We start from the raw sequence: 19,945 nt of genomic DNA, 5'->3' as shown, positions 1-19,945 counted from the left end.
ATGGCGCGGTTCCGGTGGCGGGGCCCGGGCACTCGATGAAGAGGGTGGACAGGCGCACCCTGAGTGTCGACGGGGCATTCCCGTGGGTTGGGCGGTGAATCCTCTGCGTCATGCCGCGGGTGAGAACGCGGCGGACCGGCGGAGGGACCGTGCCCGAAAATGCCGCGAGCCAGGGCCCGCACCCCATGGTGCGGGCCCCGGCTGCGAAGTACGTGACGCGTCAGGCGGGAACGATGTTCTCGGCCGTCGGGCCCTTCTGGCCCTGAGCGATGTCGAAGGACACCTTCTGGCCTTCCTGGAGCTCGCGGAAGCCCTGGGCGGCGATGTTCGAGTAGTGGGCGAAGACGTCGGCGCCGCCGCCGTCCTGCTCGATGAAGCCGAAGCCCTTTTCCGCGTTGAACCACTTCACGGTGCCGGTAGCCATGTAGATCTCCTTCGGGGCGGTGTTCGGAATGCGCGGTGTGCGGACTCCGCGTCGCCGTGATGATCACCCCGCCGGAAAATGAATTCCGGAGATAAAAAGGAGCTCCACCGGCATGAAAGACGGTGAGGGCACTCGCAAGTTTTAGGGAACCACAACTGCAACTGACATCGACAGTAGCACGGTGCGATCGATCATGTGCGCTGGATAACTCTGCTCCGCCTGTCGGGCGAGGAATCTTCCTTGTGCGTCATATTCATTTCTCACGTCGCGGTCACAGATATTGTGCGCCGGGCGGCGTCCGCGCGGTGCCCCGGTGCCCCCGTGCCCCGGACACAGGGCGACCGCGGCCGCGGGTGCGGCGACTACGGCCCGACGTGGATGTAGGGAGCCCACAGGCTGGGGTTCTCCCGGACCCCCTCGACGTTCTCGCGGATCTCGCGCACCGCCTCGCGCAGCGCGTGTGCCGTGTGCCCGGGGAAGGGGTGGGAGGGGCCGAAAGCCGCGTAGAACCGCTCGCTCACCTCCAGAGAGGTGTCGTCCGCGACCGCCCACAGGGTTCCGACGACATGGGTGAACCCGGCCATGTGGAACGCCCCGGTGATGTGCAGCGCCTCGTCGGCGAACTCCCTGCGCCCGCTCGTGGTCTCGCACGCGGAGAGATAGGCCAGTTCCGCTTCCGGGAGCCGGAGCCGGGCGATGTCGGAGAGGGTGAGCGGAGCCGTCGCGTGGTCGTGCAGCACGACGTGACCGGCCGCGGCTCCGGAGAGCGCGCCGACGGCGTGACACGCGAAGTGCGCCCACGCGTGGCGGGGGAGCGCGTCCAGCACGGACCGCCGCACCGCGTCCTGGGCCAGGAGCACGCGGGCGCCCGGTCGTCGGGCCAGCCGAGCCGCCTCCTCCCGTACGCCTTCCAGCGCTGGAGATCCGGAACCCGGCGCCTCGGCGACGGCGACGATCAGCGGGGCGCTGGGCTCGGGCCGGACCGCCGCCGGGCGTCCGGCCTCGCGCCGCCGGGCGCGCACGAGACTGTTGACGGTCGGGGCGTACGAGCAGACCACGCGGTCCAGCAGACTGTCCCCGTCCTCCTCGTGCCGGCCGGCCGCGTGCAGGGGCAGCGCGGTGAGCGGGCCCGTCGGAACCCACCAGAGGCGGCCCGGTCCTCCCGCGGAATCGTCCCCGGGCCATCCCCAGTGGGCGAGCGCGTCCAGGACCGGTTCGGCGAGGGCCGTCCACAGCCATCCGAGCGTCTCCCGGATCTCTGCCTGCGCGTCCCGCTGCGCGGACAGGGGCAGGCCGTGGTCGCCGGTCGCCCGGATCGCGGCGAGGAAGGCGTCCGCCCGGTGTTCCGCCTCCGCGTGACGCAGCCCCTCCAGCCGTACGGGCCGCACGCGCCCCCCGTGCAGGACGAGCGCGTCGCAGCGCAGCGGGCTGACGTTGACGACGACGACCGGGCCCGTGTCACCGATCCCGGCGAGCATCTCGTCCGTGCGGGGGAGCCGCAGGAAGTCCTCGCAGCCCGGCACCCGCCGGATCGACTCCACGAGCCGCTCCCATCGCTCGGCCAGGGCGTGCCGGTCCTCGCCCGTCAACGGGTCCTCCGCCGTGGGGTCGTTCGCCCCTCCCGGCTCCGACGAGGTGAAGACGGCGGCCTCGGGGCGGTCGAGCTGTGGGAGCAACCGCCGCCACTCGACGGCGAGTTCGTCGGGCACCAGGCTCAGCAGCTCCGAGGTCTCGGTGCGGGCGTCGAGCGCCTGCCCGAGCAGCACACCGCGGCCCTGCTCGAGAAGCCGCAGGGCCAACTCGGTGCCGACCGCGTCTGGTTCCGCGTCGGCCGCTCCCTCGTGGGCGGCGGCCGCGTCGGGTCGCCGGGCGTCGGCGAGGTCCAGCGCACACGCGGCCGCGTCGCAGGCGAGACCCGCGAAATCGCCCAACTGGCGTGCGCGGTCCATGCGTCCGACGCGGTAGGAGGCCGTACGCGGCAGCAGCTCGACCGCGAGCCGGTACGGTTCCATCGCCGCGGCCCGGCCGTCCGCCGGTGAACCCCCGCCGCCGTCGAGGACACTCAGCGCCCACAGCCGCGCACAGCCCACCCGGACGCTCACGTCCATGGCGGGATCGCGCGCGGCCCGCCGGTACAGCGCGATCGCCGCGTCCCGGGCCCGCGCGTCGTCCTCGGTCGCCGCCTTCGTGGCCAGGGCCGAGCCGTGGTGGAGCAGGGCGAGTCCACGCAGCGCGTGCCCTTCGGGGGTGGCGGCGTACGCCTGACCGGTGGCCCGGATCCACGCGCGCAGGGCGCGTCGCTCGCGCCGGGCCGGACGGCCACGGGCCCCGGAGCCCGCCGGCACCCCGCCGGCGTCGAGGCGCCCGGTCGTACCGGAACCGCCGGGGTCCGTGACGTCGAGGCCGGTGGCTCGGCGGCCGGCGCGGACGAGTTCGAGACGGCGCACGGTCGCCAGTACCGCGTTGCGCTGCACGAGGTTGGGATGTCCCGCCGGGGTGGCGGCGACCGCACGCCGGGCGGCGCGGGCGGCCTCGCGCAGGTCGGCGGGGTCCGAACGGGCGGTGTGCCGGTCGGTCAGGACCAGGGCGAGGTTCGACAGGAACCGCGGATACAGCCGGTGGCGCCGGGAGACCCCGGCGAGCACCTCCCGTGCCAGCGCCGCGGCTTCGTCGAGCGCCTCCGGGGCGCCGTCGGGGGACCAGCGGTGATGATGGCGGAGGGCCTCGGCGAGGCTGGAGCGGGCCCAGACACCCTCGTCCCTCCCCGGTCCGCTACAGGCCACCGCCTCCCGGAAGCTGCTCACGGCCTCGGCGAGCGCGCTGGAGTCACCGTGCAGCTGGAAGAGGGTGAGCAGCGCGTCGCCCAGGCTGTTGAGACGGTTGGAGCGCAACGCGCCGCGGGACGGCGTCGAGGCCAGGGCCGTCCTGACGGCGTCGACGGAGGCGCCCAGGTCGCGTGCGTCACGGGTGCGCAGCCAGCGCAGCCGCAGCGCGCCGGACAGGTTCGTCCAGTAGGAGGGCGTGGTGACGGTGACTTCCGCTCCGTAGGGGGCGAGGGCCTCACGGAACAGGGTGATGGCCCCGTCCAGGTCGTCCGGCTCCCCGAACCGCTCGTAGCGGGACCAGAGCACCATCCCGACGCCGTTCATGGCGGCGCTGCGCAGGTCGATGTTCTCGGCTCTCGTCAGCAGCGCGTCGAAGAGCACCAGGGCGCGTTCGAGATCGGAGAGGCGGCCGGCGCGCTCGTAACGGGCGAGCGCCTCCTCGGCACCCCCCAGGACGGCCAGCAACTGCTCGTACCCGGGTGTGCCGAACAGGTCGTACGGGGTGGCCATCAGTGAGCGGGCCGGCCCGGGGATCCCGGAGCGTCGTCCTCGTCACGCCGCTCCCGGATGCGCCGGGCCATCGCCTCGCCCATCGGGCCGTTCCGCTCGAACCACGCGGCGGCCTCCTCGCCCCGGCCCAGCGAGAGCAGGGTCAGGGCGAGGTTGGCCGTGGCGTCCTGATGGCCGCCCTCCGCCGCCGGGGTGAGTACTTCGACGGCCTCCTCGAGGCGTCCGTCGATCCGTAACTTGACGCCGTACTGGTTCAGGGCCTGTGGGGATCCGGTCTCGGCCGCCCGGCGCAGCTCCGCCTCCGACGGCAGCGCGCGGAAGGTGAACCGCGCTCCGCCCTGCTCCGCCGGACGTCCTCGTGCGCGTCGACGCCAGAACATCGGCATCACCCCCCGTGATCGTCGGTGTGCGCCCAGTATCCTCGCAACTCGGTTGTCGTGTAGGGAGGTTGCACGGATGGGTGACACCGGCACCGGTGACGGGAGCGGGAGGGCCACGGCGATGCGGTCCGACGTCTGTTCCCGGCTGGACGAGATCCGGGACGTCGTTCCCGCCGACCACGGGCCGGAGTTGGAGGAGATCCTCGCCCTGTTACGGGGGAGCGGCGACCCGGCGGGTCCGCAGGCTCAGCTGCACCGGCTGCTGCGCCGCAGCGGGGTGGCGGCCGGCCTGCGAGCCTTCCGGGGCGCGGGGATCGGCGGGCTCCCGGCGGCCGTCGAGGGGCACCCCGTGGTGGAGGCGTACGTCTGTCCGTGCGAGCGGTGCGACCGGCGGAGCCCCGCCCGCAACCAACCGGTGCCGCCCGTCTGCCGGCTGTACGGCGAGCCGCTGTGCCGGCGCAGGGTCTCGTGAACGCCGTCCTCGCCGAACTGGGCAGGAACCTCGCCGCGCGCTGGCTCACCTACCTGGTGCCGTCGGGCCTGCTGTTCCTGGCGGTCGCCGGGGCCGGACGACTGCTCGGGCAGGCGCACTGGTACGACGTCGGACGGGTCACCAGGGCGCTCGACGAGCTGGCCGGGCACCCGGCGAGCCGGTCGACCGGAGGGGTGGTGCTGGCGGCCTCCGCGACGCTGATCGCCTCGGCCGGACTGGGTCTCGCCGCGCAGGCCCTGGGCGGTGTGGTGGAGCGGTGCTGGGCGGGGGACTGGCGGGGACCCGCGAGGGTGCCGGGGCGCCTGCTGGCCGAGCGCAGGCGGCGGAGGTGGCGGGCGGCCGAGGACGCCTACGCCCGGGTGGAGGCGCGCGCCGTCGAACTGGGAGCGCCGCTCGACCCCGGCACCACCGCGGACCTGGCGCGCCACGCGGCGGCCCGCAACCGGATCTCCCTGGAGGAGCCCGTCCACCCCTGCTGGATCGGTGACCGGGTGCGCGCGCTGGACCTGCGGATCCACCGGGCGTACCGGCTCGACCTGGACTCGGCCTGGTCCCGTCTCTGGCTCGTCCTGTCCGGCGACATCCGCACCGAACTGCGCGGCGCGCGTGACGTCTACGACGCGGCCGTCCGGCTTGCGGCCTGGAGCGGGCCCTATCTGCTGGTCGCCGTCCGGTGGTGGCCGGCCGCGCTGATCGCGGTGGGCCTCGCGGCCGTCGGCCTGCGCCGGGGTCGGGCCGCCATGGACGCGTTCGCCGAGCTGGTGGAGTCCGCGGTCGACCTGCACGGTCGTGAACTGGCCCTCGCGCTGGGTGTTCCGTGCCCGGACCGACTGGACCGGGAGGCCGGGTCGGAGATCACCGCCATCCTGCGCAAGGGCGTCTGAGACTCCGCTCCGGCGCGGGAGGCCGGGGCGCCGCTGTTCGCATCGCGGACTCCCGGCGGTCACACAAGCGCCACGGGGTCTTCCCCGGCGTTCGTTCCTCTTGGAACACTCCCCCCGCGCAGGTCTCATCCAACGCACCACGTCAGGACAAGAGGTCACCCAGACATGCCTCAAGTGAACCGACGTCGATTCCTCCAACTCGCCGGTGGCACAGCGGCGTTCACCGCGCTGTCGAACAGCGTCGAGCGTGCCGCCGCACTGCCCGCGCACCACGCGTCCGGCACGATCGACGACGTCGAGCACATCGTCGTGCTGATGCAGGAGAACCGGTCCTTCGACCACTACTTCGGGTCGCTGAGAGGTGTCCGGGGCTTCGGGGACCCGCGTCCGGTCACCCAGCCGAACGGCAAGTCGGTCTGGCACCAGTCGGACGGCACCAAGGACGTGCTCCCCTTCCGGCCCGACGCCGACGACCTGGGCCTGCAGTTCATCCAGGACCTGCCGCACGGCTGGAGCGACGGCCACACCGCCTTCAACCAGGGCAGGTACGACAAGTGGGTGCCCGCCAAGTCGACGACGACGATGGCGTACCTGACGCGTGAGGACATCCCGTTCCACTACGCGCTCGCCGACGCGTTCACCATCTGCGACGCGTACCACTGCTCGTTCATCGGCTCCACCGACCCCAACCGCTACTACATGTGGACGGGTTACACGGGCAACGACGGCAAGGGCGGCGGCCCGGTCCTCGGCAACGACGAGGCGGGGTACGACTGGACGACCTACCCGGAACGGCTGGAAGCGGCCGGGGTGTCGTGGAAGATCTACCAGGACGTCGGCGACGGTCTCGACGCGAACGGTTCCTGGGGCTGGATCCCGGACGCCTACCGGGGCAACTACGGCGACAACTCGCTGCTGTACTTCAACCAGTACCGCAACGCCAAGCCCGGTGACCCGCTCTACGACAAGGCCCGTACCGGCACCGACGCCCGCAAGGGCGAGGGTTTCTTCGACCAGCTCAAGGCGGACGTGAAGGGCGGGAAGCTGCCCGAGGTCTCCTGGGTCGTCGCACCCGAGGCGTTCACCGAGCACCCCAACTGGCCCGCGAACTACGGAGCCTGGTACATCGCGCAGGTGCTGGACGCGCTCACCTCCGACCCCGAGGTGTGGGCCAGGACGGCCCTGTTCGTCACGTACGACGAGAACGACGGCTTCTTCGACCACCTGGTGCCGCCCTTCCCGCCGCAGTCCGCCGCGCAGGGCAGGTCGACGGTCGACGTCGGCCCGGACCTGCACAAGGGCGACGCCAACCACGCCGCCGGGCCCTACGGACTGGGCCAGCGGGTGCCGATGCTGGTCGTCTCGCCCTGGAGCAAGGGCGGTTACGTCTGCTCCGAGACGCTCGACCACACGTCGATCATCCGGTTCATGGAGCGTCGCTTCGGGGTGCACGAGCCCAACATCTCGCCCTGGCGCCGCGCGGTCAGCGGCGACCTCACCGCCGCCTTCGACTTCTCCCGCAAGGACGCCGGGCCGGTCGCGCTGCCGGACACCGACGGCTATCTGCCGCCGGACCACGACCGCCACCCCGACTACGTGCCGACCCCGCCCGCCCACCCCGTACTGCCCCGGCAGGAGCGTGGCTCGCGCCCGGCACGCCCGCTCAAGTACGCGCCCCTGGTGGATGGTTCGGCGGATCCGGCGGCCGGGAGGTTCACGCTCACCTTCGGCTCCGGTGCCAAGGCCGGTGCCGCCTTCCTCGTCACCTCCGGCAACCGCGCCGACGGCCCCTGGACGTACACCGCCGAGGCGGGAAAGACGGTGTCGGACACCTGGAACTCGGCGTACTCGAACGGCTCGTACGACCTGACGGTGCACGGTCCGAACGGCTTCCTGCGCGTCTTCAAGGGTCCCGGCAAGGCCGCGGGACCCGAGGTCACCGCGCGCCACGTCGGCGAGGACGTGGAGCTGACCTTCACCAACAGGGCTGCGGGCACGGCCGATCTGAAGCTCACCGACGGCTACGGAGGGCGGCCCCGTTCGTTCAAGGTGCGGCCGGGCGCGACGGTACGGCATCGGGTGGAGCTACGGGCGAGCCACCGCTGGTACGACCTGACCGTCGAATCCGCCGCGCACACGGGCTTCTCGCGGCGGTTTGCCGGACATGTCGAGAACGGCCGTCCGGGTGTCAGCGACCCCGCCATCGTCACCGGCTGATGGCTGTCGGGACAGGGGACAATTTCCGGCCGACGCGAGGTAGTGTGCCCCGGTGACCACGCATTCGAACACTCCTGCAGGTTGGTACCCGGATCCGCACGGAACGCCCCAGACACTCCGGTACTGGGACGGCTCGCAGTGGACCGAGCAAACGCATGCGGACCAGCAGGCGCCGGCCGGACAGCAGGTTCCGCAGCAGGCACAGCAGCCGTACGGACAGCCGGCCGCGGCACCCGACCCGCGCGCGCAGAAGCAGGTGCAGCAGCAGGCCGGGATCGCGCCCAGCGGCGCCGGCGGCGGCACCCTGTTCACCGAGCCGGTCCTGGTGGTGAACCAGAAGGCGAAGCTGATCGAGCTGACCAACGAGTACAAGGTCATGGACCAGCAGGGCAACCAGCTCGGTGCGGTCGTCGAGGTCGGTCAGAGCGGCCTGAAGAAGGCGCTTCGCTTCGTCTCCAGCGTCGACCAGTACATGACGCACAAGCTGGAGATCCGTGACGCCCACGGGCAGCCGGTGCTGCGGCTCACGCGTCCCGCGAAGTTCATCAAGTCGCGGGTGATCGTGGAGCGTCCGGACGGGCAGCCGGTAGGCGAGATCGTGCAGCAGAACATGATCGGGAAGATCAACTTCGCGATCAACGTCAACGGCCAGCAGGTCGGCGCCATCAAGGCGGAGAACTGGCGTGCCTGGAACTTCGCCATCGTCGACCACAGCGGCAACGAGGTCGCCCGGATCACCAAGACCTGGGAAGGTCTGGCCAAGACGATGTTCACCACGGCGGACAACTACGTCCTGCAGATCCACTACCAGCTTCCCGAGCCGCTGCTCAGCCTCGTCATCGCGACGGCGCTGACCGTGGACACCGCGCTCAAGCAGGACTCCCGCGGGCTCGGCTGACCTGGCGCATACGACGAAGGGCGGCCGCGGATTCCTCCGCGGCCGCCCTTCGTCGTCGTGTCCTTCTCACAGGGGTGTCAGATGCCCCGGGTTCGTCCGATGTCCCGGCTCCGGCTGGTTCGGGATGAACGAGGGCGCGTACTTGGCGGCCTCGGCCTCCAGCGCCAGCACCGCGGCGACCGGGTGCTCGTCGTCCTCGAAGGGCCCGGGTGCGGCGGCAACGGGCTCCGGCGCCGAACGTGACAGCGTCACCACGCCCCAGGCCGCCACCCCCGCGCCGAACGCCGCGAGCAGCAGGCCCGCCGGACCTCCCTGGAGCTGCTCCCCGAGCAGGCAGAGGCCTATCGCCGCGGCGGCGACCGGATTGGCGAGCGTCACGACGGCCAGAGGAGCGCCGAGTCCACCCCGGTAGGCGGTCTGCGACAGGAGCAGTCCGGCGGTCGCGAAGGCCGCCACGAGCAGCGCCACCACGATGACCTGGACGCTGAGGATCGGTCCGGACCGGTCCGTCACGGCCACCGTCACCGTCTGGGTGAGGGCCGAGGCGACACCCGAGGCGAACCCGGAGGCGGTCGCGTGCCGCAGTCCCGGCCGGGTGCCGGGCCGCGACAGGACGCCGATCGCCACGGAGGTGGCGGCGGCCACGGCCAGTGCCTGCGGCACGCTCAGCACGTCGTCGGGCGCCGGTCCGGACGCCGTGACCAGCAGGGCGGACAGTCCGACCAGGGTGAGCGCGGTTCCGCGCCACTCGACCACGCTGACCCGTCGTCCGGCCACCCGCGCGCCGAGCGGCACCGCGGCCACCAGCGTGAGCGCGCCGAGCGGCTGCACGAGCGTGAGCGTCCCGTATTTGAGGGCGGCGACGTGCAGCAGCGCGGCGGAGGCGTTCAGCGCGACCGACCACCACCACGCGGTGTTGCCGAGCATGCTCAGGACGCCCGGTTCGGTGGTCCGGGAGGCGAGCCGTTCCTGTGCCACGGCCGCGGCGGCATAGGCGACGGCCGAGAACAGGGACAGTACGACGGCGGCGAGAGTGGCGTTCATCGTCCTGCCCCCACGAGCTCCGGTACGGACTCCTTGATGTCTCCCGCGACCGCGCGCTCCCGCGCGCGCCCGGCCGTCGTCCCGGTCCGGTGCGGAAGGTGGATCACGGCGAGGGCGACCCCGAGCAGCGCGGCCGCGGCCACGGCATCGAACCAGTAGTGGTTCGCGGTGCCGACGATCACCGCCAGGGTGACCAGTGGGTGCAGCAGCCACAGCCAGCGCAGCCGGGAGCGGGTCGCGGCGATCAGGCCGATCGCCACCATCAGCGCCCAGCCGAAGTGCAGTGAGGGCATCGCCGCGAACTGGTTCGCCATCTCGTCGGTGGCCGGGTGCGCGCCGTACACCGTGGGCCCGTACACCTGTCCGGTGTCCACCAGGCCCGCGGCGGCGAGCAGCCGGGGCGGCGCGAGCGGGAAGGTGAGATGCAGCACCAGGGCGGCTGAGGTGATCACGGCCAGGACCCGGCGCGCCCACACGTAGTGGACCGGGCGGCGCAGGTACATCCAGACCAGGAAGGCCGCCGTGGCCGGGAAGTGGACGGTCGCGTAGTAGGTGTTCGCGATGTGCACCAGGGTGTCGCTGTGCAGCAGCGCGCCTTGTACGGCGCCCTCGCCCGGCAGGTGCAGGGTCCGTTCCCAGTCCCAGACGTGTCCGGCGTTGCGGAAGGCCTCGGCCGTGTGTCCGGTGGCCAGTTGCCGGCCGACCTTGTAGACGACGAAGAGTCCTGTGACGAGCAGAAGCTCGCGGACGAGCGGCGGACGAGCGGCGGTGTCGCGCCGCGACGGCCGCCGTACGGCCGCGGCGGGCTCCGATTCTGCAGGCTCGGTTCGGGAATCCATCCCCCGGCCCCTTTGCTGACGTTCTTATGTGAGGTGGTGCGCGGTGAGCCCAGGACAGGCTCCACTCGGCGTCTCTTCGACGGAGGGGTGGATCCTGACCAAGGCTCATCGATACGACAGTGTACCGATACGCCAGTGTACCGATACCAAAGCGTTCCGGTACACTGGCGTATCGATTAGACTCTGTGAAACGGACCACCCCACGAGCGAGGAGAAGCCCCATGACGTCGCAGGCCGCGGAGGGACCGGAGTCGGTCATCGCCTCGCGCCGCTCCAAGATCACGCCCGAGCGTGAGCAGGAGTTCTACGACGCCGTGCTCGAGCAGATCCGTACGTGCGGGTATGACGCGTTCACCATGGAGGGCGTGGCCGCGAGCACACGCTGCAGCAAGTCCACGCTCTACCGGCAGTGGAAGACGAAGCCCCAGTTCGTGGCCGCCGCGCTGCGCTCCAACCGGTGTCCGCGGTTCTCGGGAATCGACACGGGCTCGCTCGTCGGTGATCTGCGCGCGATGGCGCGGGCCGCCGGGGGCTGGTCGAGCCGTGACACCCAGCTGCTCCAGGCACTCGGCCACGCCGTGCTGCAGGACAAGGAACTGCAGGAGGCCCTGCGCGGGGCGCTCATCGAGCCCGAGATCAGCGCCGTCAAGGAGATCATCGCCCGCGGGGTCGCCCGGGGCGAGGTCCCCGCCGACCACCCGGCGCTGGAGTTCATCCCGGCGCAGCTGTTCGGTGTGGTGCGGGTGCGCCCGGTTCTGGAGGGCGAGTACGCGGACGCGGCGTATCTCACACAGTTCGTGGAGGCCGTGGTGATTCCGGCACTGGGCCTGACCTGAGACCCAGGCCGCCGTCCGCGGGATGACCGGACGGTGGCCTGCTCGCGCCGCACCGTGGGGACGGGGGCGGCGCGCACCCCCCGGCCGGGTGGGGCTCCTCTTGAGCGGAGAGGTGCTCCACCCGGCCGAACTGTGTCCGGGGGCGGGCGCGGGCGCCGAGGTCAGGCGTTCTGTCCGGCGCCGCCCACTCCGGACGCCGGCTTGATGCCCTTGGTGATGTCGTCGATCACGGACTGCTGAGGGCCCTTGGAGCCGGCGTCGACGCCGAAGCGGATGACGACCAGCGCCTTGGGGTCGGCGGGGGAGGGGAGGACGAGTGATTCGACGTAACCGTCGTCGCCCTTGCCGGTGACGACCTTCCAGCGGACGAGATAGCCCTTCTCGCCGGCCACGGTGACCGCCCGGGAGGCGAGTTCCGTGTGCGATGTGATCTTGCCGTAGCCCTTGCCGTAGGACTCCTGGGCGTTCCTGGGGATGTCCTCCTTGGCCGCCGCCTCGGCCGTGGTCGACTTGATGCCCTGGTACCGCGCGGGCGCCGAGTAGGCGCCGCCCCGCTGACACTTCTGCGAGGTGTCGCCGGGACACTTGTAGGTGTCCTTGGTCGACAGCACCGCGCTTCCCATGCCGCTCTGGCCGGTCCAGTTGTCGGGCACCGGAATACTGATGCCGCTGTACGCGTCCGTGGCGTAGCCGTCCTCGGTCCGCGGAACCCCGGATCGGCCCGGAGCCGGAGTCTGCCCCTCGGGGCCGCCCGAGCCGCCCGATCCGCCGGGAGCGCCGCCCGGACCGCCCGAGCCGCCGCCCTGTCCGCCGCCGGATCCGCCCTGGCCGTTCTGGCCGTCGGGTCCCTGGGCACGGGCGCTGTTCCCGCCGTTGCCGTCGTTCTTGGTGAGGGCGTACACACCACCCCCGATGCCCGCGAGGACCGCGATCGCGGCGGCGACGGCGATGCCGGTGCGCAGCCCGCGTCGCCGGGGCCCGGGGGGTGGGACCGGGTACGGCCCGGCGGCCGGCGGCTGTCCCGGGGGACCCCACGCGGCGCCGGACCCGAGGGGGCGGGTCTGCTCCGTCCATGCACTGCCGTCCCACCAGCGTTCGGTGGCGGGACTGTCACTTGTCTGCCCGGGGTCGGGATACCAGCCGGGGGGAGTCACCTGCGTCATGGACCCCACCGTATGAGCCCCGGGTGAAAGGCGGATGAGAGGGCACCGGTCCCACCGTCCGCGGTGGCCGGAACCCCCGCCCGGGACCCGCCGGCCTGCGGCACCGTGCGGCGGCGGTGGGTCCGCCGGGTCGACCGCGCCGTACGACGCCCCGTGCATCGGGCCGGTCACCCGCTCCTGCCCAACTCCCGCGACCCGTAAGGGATTTCTCTCGGATCCGTACCGAGTCCGCCGACGGCGGGGCGGGACGCACCCCGGCGGCAGCCGACCGTCCATGACCTCCCCGCCCCCGCTCCGCGTCCTGTCGCGTCGCCCTCGGGCGCGCGCCGTCACCCGTCTCGGCAACAGGGGCCCGGACCCCCCTCCGTATCGGCTCGGGGACGGCTAGGCTCGATGCCTGTACGTCGTCCGTGCGGCCTGGGGAGGTAGCGGTATGACGCAGGCGCGGCCGGGACCGGCGGCCTCCGCCTCCCTCTGGGAGCGCGAGACGGAGATCGCGGATGTCGCACAGGCCGTGGACGCGCTGCGCGCGGACGCCTCGTCCTCAGGCAGTCTGCTGGTGTTCGGCGGTGAGGCGGGCATCGGCAAGACCGCGCTGCTCGCGGAGGCCCGCAGGACGGCCGAGGCCAAGGGCTGCACGGTCTGGTCGGCCCGCGGCGGCGAGACCGTCACCTCCGTCCCCTTCAACGTCATTCGTCAGCTCCTCCAGCCGGCCATCGTCTCGCTGATGCCGGAGGAGGCCCGCGAATACCTGGGGGACTGGTACGACATCGCCGGCCCCGCCCTCGGCATCGCCGAGCCGGGCGACCGGCAGGCCGACCCGCAGGGCGTGTGCGACGGTCTGGTCGCGGCCGTGCGGCGGCTGGCCCGGCGCGAGTGGCCGCTCGTCCTGATGGTCGACGACGCGCAATGGGCCGACCAGGAGACCCTGCGCTGGCTGGCCGCGTTCGCCGAGCGCCTCGACGACCTGCCCGTCCTCGTCGTGGTCGCCCGCCGCCCCGGAGAGGCGACCGGTGAGCAGGCCCGTCACCTCGACGCCGTCGCCGCCGCGGCCCGCCCGATCGTCACCCTCAGCGCGCTGACCCCCGATGCCACCGCGGGACTGACCCGCGCCACGCTCGGCGGGCACGCGGACGCCCCGTTCTGCCGCGAGGTGTGGGCGGTCACCGGCGGCAACCCCTACGAGACCGTCGAACTCCTCGCCAAGGTGCAGGACACCGAGCTGGAACCGGTCGAGGCGTCGGCCGCCGAACTGCGCGCCCTCAACCGCTCGGCGCGTGGCCGCGGACTCGTCGCCCGCCTCGAAGGGCTCGGCATCGACGCCACCCGCTTCGCCTGGGCGGCCGCGATACTCGGCACGGGCATCTCCCTCGACCTCGCCGCCCAGCTCGCCGGAATGCCGCGCGACGAGGCCGAGCGCTGCGCCGAACTGCTCGGCGCGGCCCGGATCCTCACCGACGTCGAGCCCACGAGCAGTCAACTGATCGGCAGCGAGCTGGAGTTCGTGCACCCGCTGATCGCCAGCGCCGTCTACCGCTCGATTCCCGACGCGTTACGCACCGCGATGCACGGCCAGGCCGCCTGGGCGGTCACCGAGTCGGGCCGCGGCGCCGCGGCCGCCTCCCGCCACCTCCTCGAAGTGCACCCGGACGACGACCCCGAGCTCGTCGAGCAGATGCGCGAGGCAGCCCGCGAACACCTGGCCGTCGGCGCGCCCGACGCGGCCCGCCGCTGCCTGGAACGCGCGCTCAGGGAGCCCCCGCTCCCCGAGGTCCACGCGCGCGTGCTCTACGAACTGGGCTGTGCCACCCTCCTGACCGCGCCCGCCACCACGATCGGGCATCTGCGCGCCGCGCTCGACCGGCCCGGCCTGGTGGGCGACCTGCGGGTGGACGCCGTCTTCCGCCTCTCCCAGGCGCTGGTCCACAACAACCAGTTGGACGAGGCCGTGCGCACCGTCGACGCGGAGGCCGCCCGGCTCGCCCCCGGCCCCGCCCGGATGCGGCTGCAGGCCGTGCGCTACATGTGGGAGGGCATCCACGCGGGCGAGGACCACGTGCCGGGACGCTCCCGGGGGCTCGCCGAACTCGCCGGGACCTGCACCGGGCGCGACAACTCCGAGCGCGCCCTGCTCATACTGCGCGGCTTCGACGCGATGACCCGGGGCGAGAACGCCGAGGAGGTCGTGGAGCTCTGCGACCGGGCCCTCGTCAACGGCCGTCTGGCACCCGGACTCGGCTGGACCGACACCGAGTGGGGCCTCGAACTCCTCATGATGCTGGGCAGTTCGTACGCCTACGCGGACCGGCTCGACCGGGCCGAGAGCCTCTTCTCGGAGGCGCTGCGCTCGTACACGACCGCCGGCTGGAGCGGCGGCCATCTCTCCCTGGCCCACGCCTTCGTCGGTCTCGCGCACCGCAGGCGGGGCCGTCTGAGGGACGCCGAGACCACCCTGCGCGAGTCACTGCGCATCGCCGAGCGGGTCGGACGCGGGCTGCCCCTGTACTGGTCCGCGACCTGCGGACTCGTCGACACGCTGCTCGCCCGCGGCGACGTCCGGGAAGCCTGGGCGATCGCCGAGCAGTACGGCTTCGCACCGCCGTACCCGACCACGATCGTGCTGCCCGACACCCGATCCGTACGCGGCCGCCTGCTGATCGCCGTCGGCCGGGTCAAGGACGGCGTCAACGAACTGGAGGCCGCCGAGAAGGCCTCCGCGGTGCGGGGCCACCACAACACGGTGATGGCGCCCTGGTCGATCGACCTCGCCCGCGCGCTCGCCTCGGAGGATCCGGTACGTGCCGCCGCGCTGGCCGTCGACGCCCGGCGGCGGGCCGAGCGCTTCGGTACCGACACCGCCATCGGCGAGGCACTGCGCTGCGCGGCGGCCCTCGAGACGGGCCAGCGTGCGGTACGCCTCGCGGCGCAGGCCGTCGCCTATCTGGAGGCCTCGCCCTGCCAGTACGAACACGCGGCGGCCCGCGTCGAGTACGGCATCGCGGCGCGCTCGGTCTCGGAGCTCAACAAGGGTCTGACGCTGGCGCGTTCGTGCGGGGCCGACGGACTGGTCGCGAAGGCGGAGGCAGTCCTGGAGACGGGTCGGGGACTGCGGTAGCCCTCCGTCCGGCCACCTTCCGAGGAGCCCGTCCCGCCACCGGCTCCGGGCACACCGGACCCGGCCGACGGCGACGGCGGGCGTCCGGTCGGGCGTCAGGGGTGGTCGCGGGGCGGGTGCGGTCGCGGGGCGGGTGCGGTCGCGGCACGGCACGCCCGTGGGGACCGCTCACGCCTCCCCGGAGCCCTTTGCCGCGTCGCGTCCGCCGTGTTCACCGCGTGCCTCACGTTCATCGCCCTCGGGTGCGCCTGGCGCATCGAGTTCGTCGAGCACCCGCTGGGCCACCGCGAACGCCGAATTGGCCGCCGGGACACCGCAGTACACGGCTGTCTGGAGCAGCACGGCCCCGATCTGCTCGGGGGTCAGACCATTGCGGCGCGCCGCCCGGACGTGCGTCGCCAGTTCGTCGAGGTGACCGTGTGCCACCAGCGCCGTCAGCGTGATCAGGCTGCGCTCGCGGTGCGACAGCGTCGGATCCGTCCAGATCTCCCCCCAGGCGTATCGCGAGATGAAGTCCTGGAAGCGGGCGGAGAACGAGGTCTGCCGGGCCTGCGCGCGGTCCACGTGCGCGTCGCCGAGAACCGCGCGGCGTACCTCCATGCCGCGCGCCGGATACCCGGCGAAGTGCCCGCGCAGCGCGGCAGTCACGGCCTCCGGCCGCTCCACGGGCGCCAGATGCGAGGCACCCGCGATCTCGGTGAGCGAGGAACCGGGCACCGCGTCCGCGATCTCCCGCAGATGCGCGGGCGGCGTCGCCGGGTCCTCGCGGCCGGCGACCAGCAGGGTCGGCGCGGTGATCGACGGCAGGCGGTCGCGCAGGTCGAAGGCGGCGAGCGCGTCACAGCAGGCGGCGTACGCCTCCGGGTTCGCGGTCCGCTGGTCCTCGATCAGCCGCGGAACGCTGAACCCGGGGGTGAACCAGCGGGAGTTCGCGCTCTCCGCGAGCGTGGCCAGGCCCTCCCGGCGTACCGTCCGCGCCCGCTCCTCCCAGGGCCCGGTGCCGTTGAAGTGGGCCGAGGAACAGATGACGGCGAGGGCGGCCACCCGGTCGGGGTGGTGCACGGCGAGGTGCAGGCCGACCGCGCCGCCGAGGGAGACGCCCGCGTAGGCGAACCGGTCGACGCCGAGCGCGTCGGCGAGGGCGAGGACCAGCGCGGCGAGGTCGGCGACGGTCGCGCCGGGCCCGATCAGGTTCGCGGGGGACCCGCCGTGCCCCGGCAGGTCCCAGCGCACCACCCGGTGGGTGACGGACAACTCGGGCGCGACCTCGTCCCACAGGGCGGTCGAGGTGCCGAGCGAGGGGCCGAGAAGAAGTGGGGGAGCGGTGGCGGCCCCCTCGGCGCGGTGGTACGGCAGCCTGCCTTCGGGCCAGGTCTTCAACGTCGCTCCAGAGCACGGTCGGTGAGGACTCCGGCGGAGCCCGTGTAACGGGTCGGGTCGGTGAGATCCACCAGGTCGACATCCTTGAGCCGCGGCTCCTCGCCCAGTACGTCCACGAGGGGACGGCCCTCGGCGACGACCCGCTCGGCGGCCCGGGTCAGCAGTTCCCTCGCGCGGGCCCGTCCCAGCACGGGGGCGAGCGCGACGGCCAGCCGCTCAGAGACGATCAACCCGTGGATGAGGCCGAGATGTTCACGCATGGCGTCCGTGTTCACCCGCAGCCCTTCGGCCAGTTCGGCGGCGCCGCGGGCGGCGCCGCCGACCAGCCGCAGCAACTCGCGCAGCGGCTCCCACTCGGCGTGCCAGGCACCGGCCGGCCGCTCGTCCTCGGCGGCCATCGACGCGTACAGCGTGGCGGCGAGTCCCGGTGCGCGCCGGGCGGCGGCGGCGATCAGCGTGGCCGCCACCGGGTTGGCCTTGTGCGGCATGGCGGACGAACCGCCGCCGCTCCCCTCGGTCACCTCGGCGATCTCGGTACGGGAGAGGGTGAGCACGTCGGCGGCCGTCTTGCCGAGGGCTCCGGCCGTCAGGGCCAGTGCCCCGGCGAGGTCACCGATCGGGGTGCGAAGGGTGTGCCACGGCAACGCCGGTTCCACAAGACCGAGTTCGCGGGCGTACGAGGCCACCAGGACCTGCGGGTCCTCGGCGCCGAACGCGGTGAACGCGGCCAAGGTCCCCGCCGCGCCACCCAGTTGGGCGGGAAGGCGCAGGGCCGCCAGCCGGTCACGCGCGTCCAGGACCAGCGCGCGCCACCCCGCCGCCTTCAGTCCGAAGGTCGTCGGCACCGCGTGCTGCGTCAGCGTCCGGCCGGGCAGCACCGTGTCCCGGTGGGCGGCGGCGAGGTCTCGCAGCACCCGCGCGGTGCGCTCGAGGTCTTCGAGGACCGGCCGAAGTGTGCGCCGGGCCACCAGCATCATCGCGGTGTCCATGATGTCCTGGCTGGTCGCGCCCCGGTGGACGTACGGGCCGTACTCGGCGCCCACGGCCGCTGTCAGATCCGCGACCAGCGGGATCACCGGGTTGCCGCCCTCCCGGGCGCGCAGCGCGATCGACCGCACGTCGAGGTCCGCGGCGGTGACGGCGGACAGGGCCGTCGCGGCCGCGGCGGGGGCCAGGGCGAGTCCGGCCCAGGCGCGCGTCAGCGCCGCCTCCGCGTCGATCAGCGCTTGCAGGAACGCCCGGTCCGAGGCCGAGGACGACGCGGGGGAACCGGCCCGTCCGGGGGCGAGCAGACCGGCGTCGGGGTCACCGGAGTCGCCGTGATCGTTCCGGCGGCCGGAGTCCCCACGGGAGTTCCGGTCGGCGGGATCGGTGAGATCGGCGGGGCCCGCGGGACCGGCCGGGTCGGCAGGTGTCACTGGAACTCCAGGAAGACCGTTTCGCCTTCGCCCTGAAGACGGATGTCGAAACGGTACGTGCGGTCCGGCCCCCTGGCCGCGATCAGCGTGGCGCGCCGGTCGGCGGGGAGCGGGTCGAGCAGCGGGTCCGCGCCGTCGGCGAGGTACGCGCGGGTGAAGAGGTGGTGGGTCAGACCGCGGGCGAACACGCACAGAGCGAGGTACGGCAGGCCGGCGTTGCCCGGTGGCAGCGTACGCAGGGCCCAGTGCCCGTCGGCGTCCGTACCGACCCGTCCGAAGCCCGTGAAGTCGACGCCGTCGCGGCCGAGGAAGGCACCTGTCGAGGGATCGCGGCGCATCGAGCCGGGGGCGCCCGTCAGTGAGCCGTCGGGCGCCGCCTGCCAGAAGTCCAGGAGGGCGTCGGGTACCGGACCGCCCGCGCCGTCATACACGTACCCGTGCACGGTGATCGTGTCGGGGTGCCCCGGGGGCGCCACCTGCTCGCCGCCGGGGAAGGGGAGCGCGTGGCCGTAGAAGGGGCCGATGGTGTGGGACGGGGTGGGGAGCAACCGCTCGGTCATGCTCGACGGCCTTCCTCGGTCCAGGTGGCGGAGGGACCGTCGAGGACGATGTCCCAGGAGTAGCCGAGTGAGAACCCGGGCTCGGACAGACCGTGGTCGTAGGCGGCGATCAGCCGGCCGCGGGCCGCCTCGTCCGTCACGGACCGCAGGATCGGGTCGTACGGGAAAAGCGGGTCGCCGGGGAAGTACATCTGCGTCACCAGGCGCTGGGTGAACGCGGCGCCGAAGACGGAGAAGTGGATGTGCGCGGGCCGCCAGGCGTTGGTGTGGTTCCCCCACGGGTACGGCCCCGGTTTGATCGTGGTGAACCGGTACCTCCCCTGATCGTCCGTCAGTGTCCTTCCCACGCCGGTGAAGTGGGGGTCGAGCGGCGCCGGGTGCTGTTCGCGCAGGTGCGCGTAGCGGCCGGCCGCGTTGGCCTGCCAGATCTCGATGAGCTGGCCGCGGACCGGCCGCCCTTCGCTGTCCAGCACCCGGCCGGAGACGGTCGTGCGCTCGCCGACCGGCTCGCCCCGGTGCTGCCGGGTCAGGTCGTTGTCGATCTCGGTGATGTCGGTGACGCCGAAGACCGGACCCGACAGCTCGACGGTCTCCGGGTCGCCGCCGTCGACCGCGACGAGCGGCTGGTGGGGGTGACGGAGCCGGGAGCCGCGGTACGGGGGGTAGTCGCGCTCCGGATGGTGCCGGACCGGAGCGCCGCCGGCGACCGCCTTGTCGTACGCGTCCTGGCGGTCCTTGATCTCGGTGTCGATGTCCGACTGGGTGAGGGCCATGCGGGGGCTTCCTGTCGTTCGGGGGCGAGGGCGAGCCCTTCGGGCGGGGGCGGGGGCGGGGGCGAGGGAGAGGCGAGGGCGACGGCGACGGCGAGGTCCTGGCCGACTCCGATGCACAGGACGGGCGGGCGGGCGAGGAGTTCCCGGCGGGTGTGCGCGGGCGGGTCGTCCGGGCGGACGGCGGCC

At 73.0% G+C, this 19,945-nt stretch carries 16 protein-coding genes; 6 read left to right on the top strand and 10 right to left on the bottom strand.

The window, feature by feature from the left end:
* Positions 1-220 precede the first annotated feature (220 nt).
* The 3 genes from ABZV34_RS23655 to ABZV34_RS23645 all read right to left on the bottom strand — a co-directional run bounded on the left by ABZV34_RS23655 (position 221) and on the right by ABZV34_RS23645 (position 4,139).
* Positions 221-424: a cold-shock protein gene (locus ABZV34_RS23655; RefSeq protein ID WP_030224351.1), complete on the bottom strand. Its 204-nt coding sequence runs from the start codon at positions 422-424 to the stop codon at positions 221-223.
* Between the two features lie 362 nt (positions 425-786).
* Positions 787-3,759 carry a CHAT domain-containing protein gene (locus ABZV34_RS23650; protein WP_356279964.1) on the bottom strand — a complete coding sequence of 991 codons (2,973 nt, stop codon included), beginning with the start codon at positions 3,757-3,759 and terminating at the stop codon, positions 787-789.
* The gene (locus ABZV34_RS23645) at positions 3,759-4,139 is read right to left on the bottom strand and encodes a hypothetical protein (protein WP_356279961.1); all 381 of its coding nucleotides are present in this window, start codon (positions 4,137-4,139) and stop codon (positions 3,759-3,761) included. The genes ABZV34_RS23650 and ABZV34_RS23645 overlap by 1 nt, the downstream gene beginning before the upstream one ends.
* Before the next feature lie 76 nt (positions 4,140-4,215).
* On the opposite strand from ABZV34_RS23645, the gene ABZV34_RS23640 reads away from it, so the two are divergent.
* From ABZV34_RS23640 to ABZV34_RS23625, 4 genes are all read left to right on the top strand, one after another.
* Complete coding sequence (locus ABZV34_RS23640; RefSeq protein WP_356279958.1) at positions 4,216-4,611, top strand: hypothetical protein; 396 nt, start codon at positions 4,216-4,218, stop codon at positions 4,609-4,611.
* The gene (locus ABZV34_RS23635) at positions 4,590-5,516 is read left to right on the top strand and encodes a hypothetical protein (RefSeq protein ID WP_356279955.1); all 927 of its coding nucleotides are present in this window, start codon (positions 4,590-4,592) and stop codon (positions 5,514-5,516) included. Before ABZV34_RS23640 ends, ABZV34_RS23635 begins: the two co-directional genes overlap by 22 nt.
* 165 nt (positions 5,517-5,681) lie before the next feature.
* Positions 5,682-7,733: a phosphocholine-specific phospholipase C gene (locus ABZV34_RS23630; RefSeq protein WP_356279952.1), complete on the top strand. Its 2,052-nt coding sequence runs from the start codon at positions 5,682-5,684 to the stop codon at positions 7,731-7,733.
* Positions 7,734-7,785: 52 nt separating this feature from the next.
* Positions 7,786-8,631, top strand: a complete 846-nt coding sequence (locus ABZV34_RS23625) for a phospholipid scramblase-related protein (protein ID WP_356279949.1) — start codon at positions 7,786-7,788, stop codon at positions 8,629-8,631.
* Between the two features lie 66 nt (positions 8,632-8,697).
* Here ABZV34_RS23625 and ABZV34_RS23620 read toward each other — a convergent pair whose 3' ends face one another.
* Both ABZV34_RS23620 and ABZV34_RS23615 read right to left on the bottom strand, forming a co-directional pair.
* The gene (locus tag ABZV34_RS23620) at positions 8,698-9,675 is read right to left on the bottom strand and encodes a DMT family transporter (RefSeq protein WP_356279946.1); all 978 of its coding nucleotides are present in this window, start codon (positions 9,673-9,675) and stop codon (positions 8,698-8,700) included.
* Positions 9,672-10,514 (bottom strand): phosphatase PAP2 family protein, encoded by an 843-nt coding sequence (locus ABZV34_RS23615; RefSeq protein ID WP_356279944.1) that lies wholly within the window; start codon positions 10,512-10,514, stop codon positions 9,672-9,674. The genes ABZV34_RS23620 and ABZV34_RS23615 overlap by 4 nt, the downstream gene beginning before the upstream one ends.
* 221 nt (positions 10,515-10,735) lie before the next feature.
* Between ABZV34_RS23615 and ABZV34_RS23610 the strand changes: the two genes are divergently transcribed.
* On the top strand, positions 10,736-11,350 hold the full coding sequence (locus ABZV34_RS23610; protein ID WP_356279941.1) for a TetR/AcrR family transcriptional regulator C-terminal ligand-binding domain-containing protein: 615 nt from the start codon (positions 10,736-10,738) through the stop codon (positions 11,348-11,350).
* Between the two features lie 161 nt (positions 11,351-11,511).
* Here ABZV34_RS23610 and ABZV34_RS23605 read toward each other — a convergent pair whose 3' ends face one another.
* Positions 11,512-12,513, bottom strand: coding sequence for a DUF2510 domain-containing protein (locus ABZV34_RS23605; protein WP_356279939.1), 1,002 nt, complete (start codon positions 12,511-12,513; stop codon positions 11,512-11,514).
* A 433-nt stretch (positions 12,514-12,946) separates the two neighbouring features.
* On the opposite strand from ABZV34_RS23605, the gene ABZV34_RS23600 reads away from it, so the two are divergent.
* On the top strand, positions 12,947-15,628 hold the full coding sequence (locus ABZV34_RS23600) for an AAA family ATPase (protein ID WP_356279936.1): 2,682 nt from the start codon (positions 12,947-12,949) through the stop codon (positions 15,626-15,628).
* 168 nt (positions 15,629-15,796) lie between these two features.
* On the opposite strand, the gene pcaD is transcribed toward ABZV34_RS23600, so the two are convergent.
* The 4 genes from pcaD to pcaH all read right to left on the bottom strand — a co-directional run bounded on the left by pcaD (position 15,797) and on the right by pcaH (position 19,759).
* Positions 15,797-17,008: a 3-oxoadipate enol-lactonase gene (gene pcaD / locus ABZV34_RS23595; protein WP_356279933.1), complete on the bottom strand. Its 1,212-nt coding sequence runs from the start codon at positions 17,006-17,008 to the stop codon at positions 15,797-15,799.
* Positions 17,005-18,300: a 3-carboxy-cis,cis-muconate cycloisomerase gene (gene pcaB / locus ABZV34_RS23590; protein WP_356280012.1), complete on the bottom strand. Its 1,296-nt coding sequence runs from the start codon at positions 18,298-18,300 to the stop codon at positions 17,005-17,007. The genes pcaD and pcaB overlap by 4 nt, the downstream gene beginning before the upstream one ends.
* A 122-nt stretch (positions 18,301-18,422) precedes the next feature.
* Complete coding sequence (pcaG, locus tag ABZV34_RS23585) at positions 18,423-18,986, bottom strand: protocatechuate 3,4-dioxygenase subunit alpha (protein ID WP_356279930.1); 564 nt, start codon at positions 18,984-18,986, stop codon at positions 18,423-18,425.
* Entirely contained in the window at positions 18,983-19,759 is a 777-nt protein-coding gene (gene pcaH, locus ABZV34_RS23580; protein ID WP_356279927.1) for a protocatechuate 3,4-dioxygenase subunit beta, read from the bottom strand. The genes pcaG and pcaH overlap by 4 nt, the downstream gene beginning before the upstream one ends.
* Positions 19,760-19,945: the final 186 nt, after the last annotated feature.

This window comes from Streptomyces sp. NPDC005195 (assembly GCF_040608315.1).
Taxonomy (GTDB): domain Bacteria; phylum Actinomycetota; class Actinomycetes; order Streptomycetales; family Streptomycetaceae; genus Streptomyces; species Streptomyces kaempferi.
This window is presented reverse-complemented; position numbering and strand designations above follow the sequence as displayed.